This window comes from Staphylococcus pseudintermedius (genome assembly GCF_001792775.2).
GTDB classification, from domain to species: domain Bacteria; phylum Bacillota; class Bacilli; order Staphylococcales; family Staphylococcaceae; genus Staphylococcus; species Staphylococcus pseudintermedius.
Genome location: NZ_MLGE02000001.1, coordinates 332,108 through 346,973, shown reverse-complemented (window position 1 = coordinate 346,973; position 14,866 = coordinate 332,108). Strand labels below are relative to the sequence as shown.

Sequence of the window (14,866 nt, the reverse complement as noted above, 5' to 3'; positions counted from 1 at the left end):
ATTTAATTATTGATTAATGGGTCGACATTAGATTTCAGCGATAATACTTGCTAATTGATCTTCCATACCTAATGCTTTGGCCACACCTGTACCGTAGTTTACGTCAGCTTGGTAACAGTTTTTGATATGACGGCGTTTTACTTCATCAGTTGTTCCTTGCATTTCATTTGCAGTATTTTGGAAGATACGTTGCTGTTGTTCAGGTGATTGTAGGCGGAACAATTTACCTGGTTGTTCGAAGTAGTTGTCATCGTCTTCTCTGAAATCATACTCATACGCCCCGCCCTCTATTTCTAGTGGTGGACGTTTGTATTCTGGTTGACTTTGGTGTGCACCATAACTATTTGGATAGTAGTGTGTTTGGCCACCTTGGTTACCATCTAAGAAACGCATTGCACCGTCACGGCTGAATGGACAAATATTTTCTACGCCAACGCCTTTTGGTTGGTTAACTGGAATTTGCCAGTGGTTTACACCTAGACGATATCGTTGTGCATCGCCATAAGAGAATAAACGACCTTGTAACATTTTATCTGGTGAGAAATCTAAACCAGGAATAATGTTTGTCGGTGCGAATGCTGCTTGCTCAACATCCATGAAGTAGTTTTCAGGGTTACGATTTAATTCGAATTCTCCTACTTCAATTAAAGGATACTCTCCTTTGTACCATACTTTTGTTAGGTCAAATGGGTTGTCTTTATGGTTTTTCGCTTGTTCTTCAGTCATGACTTGAATGTACATTTTCCATTTAGGGAAGTCACCTTCCTCAATGGCATTGTACAAGTCACGTTGTGAAGATTCACGGTCATTTGCGATTATTGCTGCCGCTTCATCAGGTTGTAAGTTTTCGATACCTTGTTGTGTTCTGAAGTGGAATTTGACCCAAACACGTTCATTATTAGCATTAATCATGCCATAAGTATGTGAACCGAAGCCGTGCATATGTCTGTAACCTTTTGGAATACCACGGTCTGTCATTAAGATAGTGACTTGATGTAAGGCTTCAGGTAATGATGTCCAGAAATCCCAGTTATTTTGGGCGCTTCTCATGTTAGTACGTGGGTCACGTTTAACAGCATGGTTTAAGCTTGCGAATAATTTTGGATCACGGAAGAAGAATACTGGTGTGTTATTACCTACAAGATCCCAGTTCCCATCTTCAGTGTAGAATTTCAATGCGAAACCACGGATGTCACGTTCTGCATCTGCTGCTCCACGTTCACCAGCTACTGTAGAAAAACGTGCGAACATTTCAGTTTTTTTACCTACTTCTGAAAAGATTTTCGCGTTTGTATATTTTGTAATGTCATTTGTTACAGTAAAAGTACCGAACGCACCTGAACCTTTCGCATGCATACGACGCTCAGGAATAACCTCACGATCAAAGTGTGCCATTTGTTCTAAAAAGTACCAGTCTTGCATCAATAAAGGACCACGTGGACCCGCAGTCATCGAGTTTTCACGGTCACTGACAGGATGGCCAAATAAGCCCGTTAATTTTGATTCATCTCTGTTCATATATTCACACCTCTAGATTAGAATTATTTTAATTTAGTATACCATTAGTTTAAACTAATTACAAAGTGATTCCTCTAAAAAACTAAAAAATTTTGTTATTTACCAACTTAAAACATTCATTAAACGCCGTCCTATCAACATCGAAATAACTATAGCTGATTTATGTCAAGATGAAAGAACTTAAAAATATCACTTCTTCTCTTCTTACTCCATTTTCAACTAGATACCTCTATCATCAGTTAAAAAGTCAAAGTGCATCATTCACTTCTAGTTCTCCTAAAGCAATTTGAATATGTGCAAGATGATGACGTGCATGCCATGATAACTTTGCAACTGTTTCCCCTACCGTTGTTGCACCACTGCCCTCTAACACAAAATCTCTTGCCAGTTCTTTTTCTGTTAAATGTTGACCTATTGCAACGACACGTTGATTAATCGCATCAAGCATTTGGATAGATACTTCTATTGGTAAATCTGAATCAGCCAACTTGACCCATTCATCTTGGGCAAAATTGGACACTTTAGGATGTGTATCAGTCAAGGCCAATTTTAACCGCTGAAACATATTCATCTGTGAGTCTGCAATATGATGGACAAGTTGTTGTACCGTAAAGCTTCCCTCTCGATAGGTCGCCTGCAAATCTTCTTGGCTCAAATTTGCTACTGTTTTTCTTAAATTTTGTATATATTGCGCAATTTCTTCTAGCCAAGAATCGATGTGTCTACGCGTCACAGTTGCTGGCACTTCTAACCTTCCAATCGGATATCTTACATCCATAATGACCCCTCCATTCATAGTATAAGACACTTTAATCATATCATTTCACACTACATATGTAATTCGATACGACTAATCAAAAAGCATATCCCATTGTTCTTTTTCTAAATCCTATTATTATTTTTACCCTTTACGATTGTATACTATGTTTTTATTTCACTCTTTATATAGTGCAATAGTAACAAAAGTTATCTCCCAATCTTTGACCTTGACTAACTTTGACTATTGATATATACTTTAATTACAAGGAAGGATTGGGATATCAAGTTTTGCTAGCCTCATTCTTACGATTTATAGATTTACGACTTATTAATGATTTGATAACTGTCGGAAAACGAAATACCATATCAACAACATCAAAATTTTTGTGTCCCATTTCCGAAAATTTAAAGTCGCGTTAGAGCTATTCAAACACTAACGTAATGAAGGAGAGATGTATTATGGCTTTTGATATGAGACCTTTTAACCATTCATTTTTCAATATGGAACCTAGTGATTTCTTCAAAGATTTCGGTCGTCACATGTTAGACGAATCATTTGCAACACCTCATATTAGAACAGATATTAAAGAACTAGATGATGCTTACGTGATAGAAGCAGAATTGCCCGGTATGGATAAAGAAAATATTCAATTAAAATTTGAAAACAACGTGTTAACTATTGCTGCACAAAACACTGTAAAAAATCATAAAGAAGATGAAGAAGGACACGTCATTCGACAAGAACGCCACTTCAGTCGTATGCAACGTCAATTTACTTTTAATAACGTAGATGAAAGCAATATTAAAGCTTCTTATCAAAATGGCATGTTAAATGTGACATTAAACAAACGCACCCCAGGACGTTCTTCAAACTCTGACATTCCTATTGATTAAAACATCACACTGCTATATGAATGTCATAATCTTTCTATGTTGAGCGCATCTTGTCCCCTCACATGATGCGCTTTTTACATATCATCAACGCTTTTATCTTCTTACTGTTCATTCATATCCCCAGGAATTATCTACGGTTCGTCTTAACTCATAAAACTACATTGAAATTCCATGACACGAAAAGCGTTGTACAGTTTGGCTACACCCTATTTGTTAGATTAAACAAACTTTGACGTTATCATATTCATCACATCGTTCAACTTATATGCTCAAACATTAAACAAATATTAACTATTATTAAATACACTTAATAATGCAATATTTATCTATTTTTATGTTATAGTTGTTCTAACAAAACAAAGGAGTTGTATAATATGAATAAAACATTAATTGCTGGTATAACAGTAGCCGCTTTATCGACAGGAATTTTCGCCACAGCCACGGGACACGAGGCACACGCTCAAGTGACGGCACAAAATGGTATCGTTTTACATGATGATTCCAAATTACTTGCTCATGAATTACAGTATGTGGATGTATTGATTAATCCAAATACGGACTCACAAACAAAAGCACAACTTCAAGATTATTTTGCTAAACAAGGTTTAAACTCTGTAAGTGACATCGTTCAAAAAGCAAAACAAGACGGTCTCGACACATCAAAATACAATCATTTAATTTAACATATAACGCTTATACACTTTCTAACGCTTAATCTATTATGCCATCACCTTATCGCTATTTATAGGTGATGGCTTTTTTATGACCAGCCACTTTATTTTTTAATGTGGGTCGCCCACCTCACTTCATAAAATAAGGTGATTCCCTTTGTCAATGTTACTCTCTAACTTTTTAATATTCAGTCCATCTTTTCTTTAGAATCATACCTTATGGCTTCGTTATCATATTCATATGAACTAACAAGCATATTGAGGAGGCAGTCGTATGGACAGAGACATCAAAAGTACGCGCTCTGAATGGCGTCATATTATTTATAATGAAGTTAAAAATTTATTAAACAAAGAGATGAAAGATTTACCTGTCGCACTCAAACCAACAGATAGCATGATAGCAAAATATCAACATATGAAGATTCCAAAAGAAGGAAAAGGTATTGAGGCAGTGATGGATTTATTACATACCGAGGTTTTAAATTATAACTATCGTTCGAATCATCCCCGCACATTTTCGTTTGTTCCCGGACCAGCTTCACAATTATCTTGGCTTACTGATTTTTTAACGAGTGCGCACAACATTCACGCTTCAAATTTTGCGAATGCACCACTTCCTATTGCAATTGAACATCGCTTAATTCGCTATTTAAGTGAAGAAATAGGTTTCGATTCCGCATTGTCTGGCGGTGTCTTTGTGTCAGGTGGTTCGATGGCGACGTTGACTGCGATTACTGCGGGTAGAGATGCGATGATTCCACTCTCACAAATGTCTGAAGCAACGGTATATTTAACAGCTCAAGCACACTTTTCTGTCGCAAAAGCATTCCACATTGCTGGTTTTGCGCAAACACAACTCCGCTATATTCCGACTGACGATTTTTATACCATGGACGTTAATGCTTTAGAGCAACAAATTGAATTAGACATCACTAATGGCTATCGTCCTATTATGATTGTCGCAACGGCAGGAACTACCAATACAGGCGCCATTGATAATTTAACGCATATTACACGTATTGCACGTCAACATCAAATGTGGGTTCATGCTGACGGGGCTTTTGGTTTATCACACATTTTCACTGAAGAAGGTCAAAAATTACTAAAAGACATCGACAAGGTAGACAGTGTCACATGGGATGCACACAAGTTGTTATTTCAAACATACAGCTGTGCTATGGTTATCGTTAAAAATAAAAATCATCTCCTGTCTACTTATGGGGTTACAGCAGAATATTTGGATGATATCACTTCAACAAATGAACATATCGACCCAGAAAAACTAGGTATAGAATTAACACGCCCGCCTCGCGGATTAAAGCTGTGGGTAACGTTACAAGTACTCGGCGAAAATGAAATTAAACGACGTATTGAACATGGGCAAGAAATGGCGCGCTATGTCGAACAACAAGTTCAACAGATGAAAAATTGGAAAATCGTCACAACCTCACAACTTTCTATTATAAATATCCGCTACGAAGATCCAACTAAGACACCGGAAGAAAATGATCAAGTGATGCAATTTGCTGCTTCACGTATCATACAATCAGGTTATGCCGCTACGTATACTACAGAATTAAGCCATCGCCGTGTTATTCGTTTTTGTACAATTCATCCAGAAACGACACGCGCTGACATTGATGGTACATTACAGCGTCTAAATAACTATGTCCAAGAAGCATCAAGCCAGCCACAAACTTAAAGGTCTAGAATACAAAAGTGATATACGGGGCTGGGATATCAGTTGTCCCACCCCATGCTTTATGTTTGATTCTAACGTTTCATGTCAATCCTTCTTCACTTGATGTAATACGATAGATGTGTTGAATTCTGCAATACGTTCCATTTTCAAAATCAACGCATTTAAACTCGCAATATCTTTTGTATATCCATGTATGATATATTTTTCAGTTCCAGTCACAGCATAGTATTCTCGAAAATCCGAAAATTGTTGAAGGCGTTTTTCAAATTCTGAAATTGCTATTTTAATTTCGGTCACTTTCATGAAAAAACCAATCATGTAACCTAACTTTTCATAGTTCACATCTACATTAAACCCGTGAATCACCTTCGACTCTATCATTTTAGAAATTCGATTTTTAACACTGGGTTCTGATAACATCACTATAGAAGATATGGTTTTCACTTTCATACGTGCGTTTGTTTTTAGCAGTTTTAATATTTTTAGATCAATATCATCCATCAAATGACCTACTTTCTCTATTAATATTGACTATGACCTCGAAAACTTCGCTTCAAAGTGAACATTGCAGTGCTTACTCTTATTGTTTTCATTATATAAATAGAAACTTGTCACATTCAATTTTAACATGATACCCTTTATCGCCTTTTCTATACTAAATTGTCATACTGATACACATTCATCTCTTTACACAACAGGTAGAAATGACCTATTTACACGATCCCCCACGTAAATGAGAAAAATGAAAAACTTAGACACGTATCAAATGCCCAACATACTTAAAATTTGAGATACTGAATTAATCATAATGTGAAGCGTTATTGCAACTAAAATATTGCGTCCTGAAGCGATATAGATGTATGTCATCGCAATCCCTCCAACCATATAGGGGACAAATGTCCATATCGATGTAAAATGAAGGAAATGCGCTGCACCAAAAGCAATTATAGAAACGACCGCCATCCATCGAAATCCCCATTTTTTTCCGAGTTCACCAATAATGAGATGTCGAAATAACAATTCTTCAACTATTGGAGTTAAAATGCCAATCGTCACAAAACTTAGTGGTATTGTAATTAAATCATCCTGTATCGTCATTGGAGGAATGACACGCTGATAAATAAAAATAAAGCTAACTAGCAATAAATAAACGATGATGATACGCCACAAATGTTGACGCATACCAATGAGTTGCGTTTTGATCCTAGCAACAACATGTTGGCGATGTAACAACATAAAAATGGCGATAACAATCACTTGGGCCAAGCACATCATTACATTAAAAAGAATGTTGTAGCCTGATGGTTGTAACGTATAATCAAAATGCCTCTCTAATAGATTCGGGAAAACTTCTTCTGCTAATAACGGAAAAGTGTATTGCAATAAAATAAAGACAGGGACAATGATAAAATCGCGATAATAAATAGGTTTCCCCGCAGTTGGTAAAGTTGTCATGTGAATACTCCTTTATATGTGTCACTTTAATCACGTCAATTCACTATACCAATAACAGTACACCTTTACAATAATGCACCGATCCATTTGCTTTCTCCACTAAACCTACACTGTCCTTATGATGCTTTTTTCTCATAAATAGAAACTTTCACGAAGCATTCCAAAAAAAATTACGAATTCGAGGTTTTTTTGTTGATATATTTTTTATACCTGTTATAATAACATTATCAATTCTTGAAAAAAGGAAGGAAATCATAATTATGGCTAAATTACTTTATATTACAGCACACCCTCTTGACGAATTACTTTCAGCTTCAATGGCTGCCGGTAAAACTTTTAAAGAAACTTACGAAAAAGCGCACCCAGAAGATGAAGTTGTACACATCGACTTATTCAAAGAAGATATCCCACAAATTGATGCAGATGTCTTTACTGGTTGGGGTAAATTACAAAACGGAGAAACTTTAACAGAAGCTGAAGAGAAAAAAGTAAATCGTTTAGGTGAAATCGTTGATGAATTCATCAATGCAGATAAATATGTATTCGTTTCACCAATGTGGAACTTATCATTCCCACCTGTACTTAAAGCATATATCGATGCAGTTGCAGTAGCAGGTAAAACTTTCAAATATACTCCAGAAGGTCCTGTTGGTTTATTAACTGACAAAAAAGCTTTACACATTCAAGCACGTGGCGGTTTCTACTCTGAAGGCCCTGGTGTTGACCTAGAACACGGTGACCGTTACATTAAAACAATGATGGCATTCTTTGGTGTACCTTCTTATGAAACAATTATTGTTGAAGGACATCATGCTGCTCCAGAACGTAGTGAAGAAATTAAAGCACATTCACTTCGTCAAGCTGAAGAACTTGGACACAACTTCTAATATTGACTTTAACCTTAAAAAGGCGCTTACCATATCCTTTATGGAAGCGTCTTTTTTGTAGTGTAATATATGCTTATGTTTTATTGTCTGGTGCATTTCTTTAGTCACATGATTAATGTAATTCCCCTCTGCCCTCAAACCATTTAGAAAGAAGCTATCACATTTCAAATTTGCACCGTCAACTTCACTTCCCACTTTTAAGCTATACCTCTATTGTCCGTTACATAAAAAATAAATGATATTAAATTCATCTAATTTGTGAACATTGTCACATTGATATTGTGCAATGAGATAGGATTGTATATAATAAATTCGGAAGTATAAAAAGTATACTTACGAACAATTCAATGCATTTACAAATATAATGAGGAGGCGTATGTCTAATGATTAGATGGTTACAACAAAGTACTATAGCAAGTATTTTATTGCTTATTTTCCGTATTTACCTTGGATACGGTTGGTTTATGGCAGGTCTAGGAAAAATTACGAATGGCAAGGGGTTCGACGCTGGTGGTTTTCTACAAAACGCTGTGCTTCACCCTGTTATAGGTGTGGATGGTAGTACACAATACCCACTATTCACTTCGTTTTTAGAACATATTGTGCTACCGATGACACCATTTATTAATATATTAATACCAATTTCAGAGATTGTTGTTGGCCTACTATTAATTTTTGGCCTATTCACTCCAATCGGGGCATTCATCGGTTTAGTATTAAACTTTTTATTCTTATTCGCTGGAACCGTTTCAATCAATCCACTCTATATTTTAATCGGATTTTTCATCTTTGTCGCTGGTTACAATAGTGGACACTTCGGCGTGGATCGTTTCTTAAAATCACTTTTAAGCAAAAAGTTTTTCAGCATCTTTAACTATCATCCAGAAACTAAAGATACAAGCGTTTAAACTTTTATTTTGACTATCAACCAGGGCGCACTTGTGTGGCAGTTCAACTGCATGATATCACAAGTACGCCCTGGTTTTTTATGTTTTCATATTGCATTGCCATACATCACTTTCAAATTTCAGCAATGATTCAAAAATTTATTAAACTCTCTATTTATCGCTTAATTCGTGCCTATTATATCGTGGGTTTTCATCAAACACTTTAACACAACAGATTTATCTTACTTAAAAAGAGTCCCATTTTTTGAAACATCATTCACTAAGAATTCAACGGCTTCTCTACACCTCGCACTGATTCTTCCATTCAATATGTCCATCAAAATTTAGTAATAGTATGTTACTTATATCGGATTAAATTACTATTAGCACTGTATTTATGTCACTTTATTTTATAATTAAGCCTCAATCTTTATTAAATATATACATCACGATGACATAATTTGTCCTTTAAGATATTCGTGTAAAGTGTTTGTTACCTATTCTTTAAAAAGTGACATTGAATTGAAACTAAGTTGTACACATAAATGTCCCAAGCATTACTTATAATACAGTAAAAGAGAGAAGGTGAGGCATTGAAACGAGCTCATAGGTTATTAAGTATATATACACGGTTAATTCATCAACAAAAAATTGACAAGACACTTTTAGCTGATGAATTCAATGTGAATGAAAGGACAATCAAAAGAGATATTCAAGCCATTAGAAATTATTTTTATGACAATGAAGAATGGGTGATGAAAAAGGATATTATTTTTAACTACAAAGATAACAATTATCTTATTCAATCTAACCATCAAATGAAAGATTTGGAAGGGCTTGAAATTTTACTCATTTATTTAGTGGCGAATAAAACAGTCATACCTAATAGTATGAAAGAAGCATTAAAATATATGATTAATGTATTGTTTCCGAATGATAAGCAAAAATATGAAACTTATCTTAAAGCCATTAAAAGTACGAACCAGTTTATGTCACATAAAGTTTTACTCGTGTTATATCATGCGGTTGAGGAGCGACAATTGCTTAATATTACAACAGAAGAAGGATTCATGATACGCTTACTTCCTATTAAGGTCATTCATTTTAAAGAAGACTGGTATCTCGTATATCGGGGAATGGATTTACAAGAACAATACTTACAAATCAAACGAATTCACCAAGTAGAAATCGATGATCAAGCACCACAAACCTTATCCAATAAAATGGAAGTAACGCTTGAAATGGATGTAACTGTATGGTCACATATTAAAGATTTATATGAAGTGAATAAAATTATTTCTAAAAAAGACAATCTTTATACAGTCATCTTTAATATTGCATTTATCGAAGCATTCGAATTATGTCTCCTACACAGTCCTCATATTAGAATTATTGGTCCACCTCGCTTATACAAAAAATTTGTTACTCATATAAATCAACTTTGCCAAGTTTATTTATTTCAAGAAATACAATAGTTTAGTTTGATTTCAGATATTTGATTCATATTATCTACCTAAACAATATATAACAACGCTCCTCCCTTCACTCTTATGATTTAGGAGGTTAATTGTTATGGATATTTTACTGATTCTGCTGTTATATCCTTTATTTATGTCTATTTATTGGATAGTCGGCACACTGTTTTATGCCCTTTTTTATGAAATACGACTAAAAAAGGCGCCGAATAAAAATATTGGGGAGGACGGTATTTCATTTTTAATTCCATGTTTTAACGAAGCTGATACGATAGCTGATACGATTAAAAGTATTGTAGCGTTAGAATTTCCAAATAAAGAAATCATCGTGATTAATGATGGGAGTTCTGACAACTCGACAGAAATGCTTTATCGACTTCAAAATACATTAGATTTTATTTTTGTTGATTTGCCAGAAAATAATGGAAAAGCAAATGCATTAAATCAAGGACTAAAATATGCAACATATGATTATGTAATGGGGATTGATGCGGATACGATGATTGATAATGACGGACCGTATTTTATGCTGGAACATTTCAAAAAGAATCCAAAACTCGCTGCAGTTACAGGTAATCCGCGTATTCGCAATAAACGCGCACTGTTAGGAAAAATACAGGCTATTGAATATGCCAGTATGGTCGGAAGTATTAAAAGGGCCCAGTCTATTATGGGGAAAATTAACACTATTTCTGGTGTGTTTACATTATTTCGTAAAAGCGCAATTGAGGCTGTAGGGCGTTGGGATATTGATATGATTACTGAAGATATCGCAATTTCGTGGAAGTTCCATTTACACGGCTACCACATTAAATACGAGCCACGTGCTCTTTGTTGGATGCTTGTCCCCGAAACAGTTTCAGGTTTATGGAAACAACGAATACGGTGGGCACAAGGTGGGCAAGAGGTGCTCATTCGCGATGGTTTAAAAGGACTAAAATCGATGAACCCCGCTTTATATATGCTTGTATTCGAGCAGTTTTTCTCGCTCATTTGGGTGTATTGGATTGTCATTTCTTTATTGTTGGCATTTTTGAATTCTAATTTTCTAGATATTTATTATCTTCAATATCACTTTTCAATCATTATTTTATCCGCACTTATTTTAACGTTTATCAATATTGTGCAGTTTACGGTGTCTTTAATCATCGATTCACGTTATGAAAAACAAAATATGTTTACACTATTTTATTTAAGCTGGTACCCCACTATCTATTGGGTTCTCAATGCACTTGTGGCGATGTTAGCATTTCCGAAAGCATTGCTCAGAAAGAAAGGTGAATTTGCAACATGGTCAAGTCCAGACAGAGGAAAAAAAGATTGAAACATAGCATATTAAATTTAATTCGAGAAGTCATTATCTTTTGCTTCTCTATTTCATTGTGGCTTTATTGCTTGATTGCATTTATTTTAATTATCGGTTCATTATTACGTATTAGCGCACATTCGGTGTTATTAATACGAACGGTGCTCAATATTGAACCAGACTCAATGAATCAGATTTTTGTAAAAATGGCGATTTTTATAGTGATTATCACAATGATTTTTACTACAAGTATATGCGTTCATCTATATCGCAATAAGAAAGAAGGCATTAACGATGGTAAATTTCTTTAAACTTTTCATAGCCATAGGGTGTGTCGTCTATACAATGGCTATGGCACTTTTCCCAACGAATCAGGCAGAAGCAGAAACGCACAAACTTAAAGATGACGGCGATAAAACCGCACTGGCCTTAAATTACCATAGAATCAGAAATGATGATTTTTTAGATTTATTTTTATTCATTTTTTCTAACAGTAAAGAAATTTCAACTTATAGTGTGAGTAAAGCCGAGTTTGAACGACAAATCAAATGGCTCAAAGCACATGATGCACACTTTTTAACGCATGAAGAGTTGATTCGCTATAAACGAGAAGGCCACTTTCCGAAACGAAGCGTCTGGATTAATTTTGACGACATGGACGAGTCTATATACAAAAATGCATTTCCTATCTTAAAGAAATATCAAGTTCCTGCGACAGGATTTGTGGTTACTGGCGAAGTTGGGGCTCAAAACTTTCATAATTTGAATTTATCTACTATAGACGAACTCGAAGAAATGGAACGCTCAGGCTTATGGACCTTTCAATCACATACACATGATTTGCATTCATTAGAAAAAACGAAATCTAAAATGTTAACAGTGAGTTCTAAAGTACTGAAATATGACTTGCAAACAAGCAATGATTATCTCGATCAACATTTCAATCGTAAAGAAACAGCCATTGCCTATCCTTATGGGCAAGTGAACGATGAAGCGGTAGAAATAATTAAAGATAGTGGTATCTCATATGGTTATACGTTGGAAGAAAAGGCAATGTCTGTCGATGATAAAAACTACTATATTCCACGTATTTTAGTGAGCCAGGACGCTTTTAATGAATTAGTGAAAAAATGGGGTGCTTTCAATCATGACGCGTCGTAAAACAAAGCTAGAACTCGTCTATTTTCGAGCATTCACCTGCATGCTTATCATTCTGACGCACATTTTCACTGAATTTATGCGTCATCTTGATACGAGTAATCTTGCTGAACTGAAACTGATTTATTATTTGCAACATATTGTCATTTTCGGTACACCAAGTTTTATTATCTTGTCTCAATTGTTGACAACATTAAATTACGAAACTGTCAATGTAAATTATATATGGTCACGTGTGAAATACATTTTGCTGCCTTACTTTATCGTGGGTACATTTTATTGTTTTAGTGAGAGCAGAATTACCGCAACATCATTTACACATCAACTGTTCGAAAATTTATTGCTTGGACGTTGGCACGGTTACTTTATTATCGTCATTATGCAGTTCGTCTTACTAAGCTATGTCATTTTTAAAGTATCCCCAAAAATATTTGATAGTAAAATTTTGCTCGCTCTTTCCTTTATCATTCAGTTTAGTTTTTTACATCAATTTGATACGAATCCTGCATTTGCTGAAAAATTTATGTCGATTTATCCATTAAGCGAAAACACATGTATGCTCGGCTGGATTTTCTTTTTCTTTTTCGGGGCTTATATTGGTAGGAGGTATAATGCAGTTATCAATTTTTTACGTCAATACGTCTTTATTATTATCACTTTAGCGATTTTATCATTTGGCGTGTTTGTTATATTTCAACAGCATGATTATGGATGGGTGACAAGCTTTAATGAAAATTTGATGTTATACCATACACTGATGTTCTTGTTGTTGCTAAGCCTCTGTCTTCATTTCAAACAAATGATGTTAGGTACAATCAACTTGATTAGTGCATTTTCATTTTTCATTTACTTGTTCCATCCCATCATTTTGAGCACACTGTATGAATACTTTTTGAACTTTGCAGATTTAACATTTGTTTTTATCGCGATTTCACTTCTCTATACACTTGGTATTTGTATAGGTATCGGGTTATTTTTACGAGAGTTTCGCATTTTTCGATTCGCAATTGGCAAACAGCCCTATAATTTAAATATTCAACTGTCTTAATTTTGGGTTAAATACGTTTTGATGAGTGGTTGAAGTTGTTGGAGTATTTCTTGTTGTGACAACGTCTCCGCATGCTCACCCCAAAATGACAATGCAGAACCTTGAATATTCGGTTGGGCGACGACATGATGTGCATCATTAAAATAATTAAATCGATTGTCAGCATAATAACGTTCAATAAATTGTTGTTGCTGTTGAATCGTTTGTTTAGAATGTTGAGACGATGGTAAAAAATATAAAGTTGATGCATTGTAGTTAAACACAGAGATATTTGCTTTTGCCAAATCCTCTACATGTGCTTGCTGACGATGTGTGGCTTCGTGTTGATTCCAATATAAGACAGAAACATGTGCATCTAACTGCTGAACACCTTGCTTTGTAAGGCTATCATTCCAAATTTGGGGTTGGTAGCCTTTATTTTTTGCTGTTTCAGCTAATTTATTCATGAAATGTACGAATGCTTTTTGATGGTCCATCGCTCCAGGCACCTCATCTCCTCCAATAACTATTCGTTGTTCTCCTTTAAATTTTGGCTGTTCAAACAACGACATCACGTCTTTTAAATATTCGCTGCTCCATTTGACTGCTTCTTGATTATCAAAATAGTCTACAGTGTTCGTACTAAAATCGGACACGACCGTTTTATATCGAGCTTTATCTTGTTTTTTCAACTGTTGTAGCAACGCACCCGCATGTGACGGGAAATCAATATCGGGCACTACCATAACGTCACGCTTATTGCTATATTTGATGAGCGTTTTAATTTCCTCATATGACAATGTATCCCGCTTCATTGGTGACATGCCTGGTAAATCAACCGCATGGTGTTGATCGTCAGCAAAGTGCAACTGTAAATAGTCCCCATCATATTTTGCTATCGTATCAACAATCTCTTTAATTGTCTCCAACGAATAATCTTTACGTGCAATATCAATATTCACCCCTTTTTGAAATTTAGGTGCGACTGCTTCACTTTGAAACGTTGTGAAGATGAGCATTAAACTTAACCCTATTGAAAACCCCCACTTCATTTTTACAACCTCCTTTATGCATGTTTTCCCGGGAAATGTTAAGATGGCAGAAATATCGTGTCTCGACGTCTACTT

General features: G+C 35.2%; 15 protein-coding genes. 10 read left to right on the top strand and 5 right to left on the bottom strand.

Annotated features, from left to right (window positions below):
• Positions 1–27: 27 nt before the first annotated feature.
• Together BJK46_RS01675 and BJK46_RS01670 are read right to left on the bottom strand one after the other, a co-directional pair.
• On the bottom strand, positions 28–1,518 hold the full coding sequence (locus tag BJK46_RS01675) for a catalase (protein ID WP_014612796.1): 1,491 nt from the start codon (positions 1,516–1,518) through the stop codon (positions 28–30).
• A 247-nt stretch (positions 1,519–1,765) separates the two neighbouring features.
• Positions 1,766–2,296, bottom strand: a complete 531-nt coding sequence (locus tag BJK46_RS01670) for a YfiT family bacillithiol transferase (protein ID WP_014612795.1) — start codon at positions 2,294–2,296, stop codon at positions 1,766–1,768.
• Between the two features lie 440 nt (positions 2,297–2,736).
• Between BJK46_RS01670 and BJK46_RS01665 the strand changes: the two genes are divergently transcribed.
• The 3 genes from BJK46_RS01665 (at position 2,737) to BJK46_RS01655 (ending at position 5,544) form a co-directional block, all read left to right on the top strand.
• Positions 2,737–3,171 (top strand): Hsp20/alpha crystallin family protein, encoded by a 435-nt coding sequence (locus BJK46_RS01665; RefSeq protein ID WP_015729757.1) that lies wholly within the window; start codon positions 2,737–2,739, stop codon positions 3,169–3,171.
• 374 nt (positions 3,172–3,545) lie between these two features.
• A complete protein-coding gene (gene spn, locus BJK46_RS01660) occupies positions 3,546–3,854 on the top strand; it encodes an SPIN family peroxidase inhibitor (protein WP_103263465.1) in 309 nt (102 codons plus the stop codon).
• Positions 3,855–4,116: 262 nt separating this feature from the next.
• The gene (locus BJK46_RS01655) at positions 4,117–5,544 is read left to right on the top strand and encodes a pyridoxal phosphate-dependent decarboxylase family protein (protein WP_103263466.1); all 1,428 of its coding nucleotides are present in this window, start codon (positions 4,117–4,119) and stop codon (positions 5,542–5,544) included.
• A gap of 84 nt (positions 5,545–5,628) precedes the next feature.
• Here BJK46_RS01655 and BJK46_RS01650 read toward each other — a convergent pair whose 3' ends face one another.
• The gene (locus tag BJK46_RS01650) at positions 5,629–6,045 is read right to left on the bottom strand and encodes an Lrp/AsnC family transcriptional regulator (RefSeq protein WP_014612791.1); all 417 of its coding nucleotides are present in this window, start codon (positions 6,043–6,045) and stop codon (positions 5,629–5,631) included.
• 261 nt (positions 6,046–6,306) lie between these two features.
• A complete protein-coding gene (locus BJK46_RS01645; RefSeq protein WP_101457856.1) occupies positions 6,307–6,999 on the bottom strand; it encodes a CPBP family intramembrane glutamic endopeptidase in 693 nt (230 codons plus the stop codon).
• Between the two features lie 260 nt (positions 7,000–7,259).
• Here BJK46_RS01645 and BJK46_RS01640 point away from each other — a divergent pair, with 260 nt between their 5' ends.
• The 7 genes from BJK46_RS01640 (at position 7,260) to icaC (ending at position 13,760) form a co-directional block, all read left to right on the top strand.
• Positions 7,260–7,886: an FMN-dependent NADH-azoreductase gene (locus tag BJK46_RS01640; protein ID WP_014612789.1), complete on the top strand. Its 627-nt coding sequence runs from the start codon at positions 7,260–7,262 to the stop codon at positions 7,884–7,886.
• A 383-nt stretch (positions 7,887–8,269) separates the two neighbouring features.
• A complete protein-coding gene (locus BJK46_RS01635) occupies positions 8,270–8,794 on the top strand; it encodes a DoxX family protein (protein WP_014612788.1) in 525 nt (174 codons plus the stop codon).
• 572 nt (positions 8,795–9,366) lie between these two features.
• Positions 9,367–10,248, top strand: a complete 882-nt coding sequence (locus BJK46_RS01630; protein WP_112424774.1) for a helix-turn-helix transcriptional regulator — start codon at positions 9,367–9,369, stop codon at positions 10,246–10,248.
• A gap of 97 nt (positions 10,249–10,345) precedes the next feature.
• Positions 10,346–11,572 carry a poly-beta-1,6 N-acetyl-D-glucosamine synthase IcaA gene (gene icaA, locus BJK46_RS01625; protein WP_101431304.1) on the top strand — a complete coding sequence of 409 codons (1,227 nt, stop codon included), beginning with the start codon at positions 10,346–10,348 and terminating at the stop codon, positions 11,570–11,572.
• A complete protein-coding gene (gene icaD / locus BJK46_RS01620) occupies positions 11,539–11,865 on the top strand; it encodes an intracellular adhesion protein IcaD (RefSeq protein ID WP_037542099.1) in 327 nt (108 codons plus the stop codon). Before icaA ends, icaD begins: the two co-directional genes overlap by 34 nt.
• Entirely contained in the window at positions 11,849–12,715 is an 867-nt protein-coding gene (icaB, locus tag BJK46_RS01615) for an intercellular adhesin biosynthesis polysaccharide N-deacetylase (protein WP_103263494.1), read from the top strand. Before icaD ends, icaB begins: the two co-directional genes overlap by 17 nt.
• Entirely contained in the window at positions 12,702–13,760 is a 1,059-nt protein-coding gene (gene icaC / locus BJK46_RS01610; protein WP_014612782.1) for a polysaccharide intercellular adhesin biosynthesis/export protein IcaC, read from the top strand. Before icaB ends, icaC begins: the two co-directional genes overlap by 14 nt.
• Here the strand turns inward: icaC and BJK46_RS01605 are convergent.
• Positions 13,757–14,791, bottom strand: a complete 1,035-nt coding sequence (locus BJK46_RS01605; protein ID WP_103263493.1) for a family 20 glycosylhydrolase — start codon at positions 14,789–14,791, stop codon at positions 13,757–13,759. The genes icaC and BJK46_RS01605 overlap by 4 nt on opposite strands.
• Positions 14,792–14,866: the final 75 nt, after the last annotated feature.

What these genes read in the sequence shown, in the direction of transcription:
- BJK46_RS01675 (WP_014612796.1), bottom strand. Translation starts at nt 1,518, where the DNA reads ATGAACAGAGATGAATCAAAATTAACGGGCTTATTTGGCCATCCTGTC.
- BJK46_RS01670 (WP_014612795.1), bottom strand. Translation starts at nt 2,296, where the DNA reads ATGGATGTAAGATATCCGATTGGAAGGTTAGAAGTGCCAGCAACTGTG.
- BJK46_RS01665 (WP_015729757.1), top strand. Translation starts at nt 2,737, where the DNA reads ATGGCTTTTGATATGAGACCTTTTAACCATTCATTTTTCAATATGGAA.
- spn (WP_103263465.1), top strand. Translation starts at nt 3,546, where the DNA reads ATGAATAAAACATTAATTGCTGGTATAACAGTAGCCGCTTTATCGACA.
- BJK46_RS01655 (WP_103263466.1), top strand. Translation starts at nt 4,117, where the DNA reads ATGGACAGAGACATCAAAAGTACGCGCTCTGAATGGCGTCATATTATT.
- BJK46_RS01650 (WP_014612791.1), bottom strand. Translation starts at nt 6,045, where the DNA reads ATGGATGATATTGATCTAAAAATATTAAAACTGCTAAAAACAAACGCA.
- BJK46_RS01645 (WP_101457856.1), bottom strand. Translation starts at nt 6,999, where the DNA reads ATGACAACTTTACCAACTGCGGGGAAACCTATTTATTATCGCGATTTT.
- BJK46_RS01640 (WP_014612789.1), top strand. Translation starts at nt 7,260, where the DNA reads ATGGCTAAATTACTTTATATTACAGCACACCCTCTTGACGAATTACTT.
- BJK46_RS01635 (WP_014612788.1), top strand. Translation starts at nt 8,270, where the DNA reads ATGATTAGATGGTTACAACAAAGTACTATAGCAAGTATTTTATTGCTT.
- icaA (WP_101431304.1), top strand. Translation starts at nt 10,346, where the DNA reads ATGGATATTTTACTGATTCTGCTGTTATATCCTTTATTTATGTCTATT.
- icaD (WP_037542099.1), top strand. Translation starts at nt 11,539, where the DNA reads ATGGTCAAGTCCAGACAGAGGAAAAAAAGATTGAAACATAGCATATTA.
- icaB (WP_103263494.1), top strand. Translation starts at nt 11,849, where the DNA reads ATGGTAAATTTCTTTAAACTTTTCATAGCCATAGGGTGTGTCGTCTAT.
- icaC (WP_014612782.1), top strand. Translation starts at nt 12,702, where the DNA reads ATGACGCGTCGTAAAACAAAGCTAGAACTCGTCTATTTTCGAGCATTC.
- BJK46_RS01605 (WP_103263493.1), bottom strand. Translation starts at nt 14,791, where the DNA reads ATGAAGTGGGGGTTTTCAATAGGGTTAAGTTTAATGCTCATCTTCACA.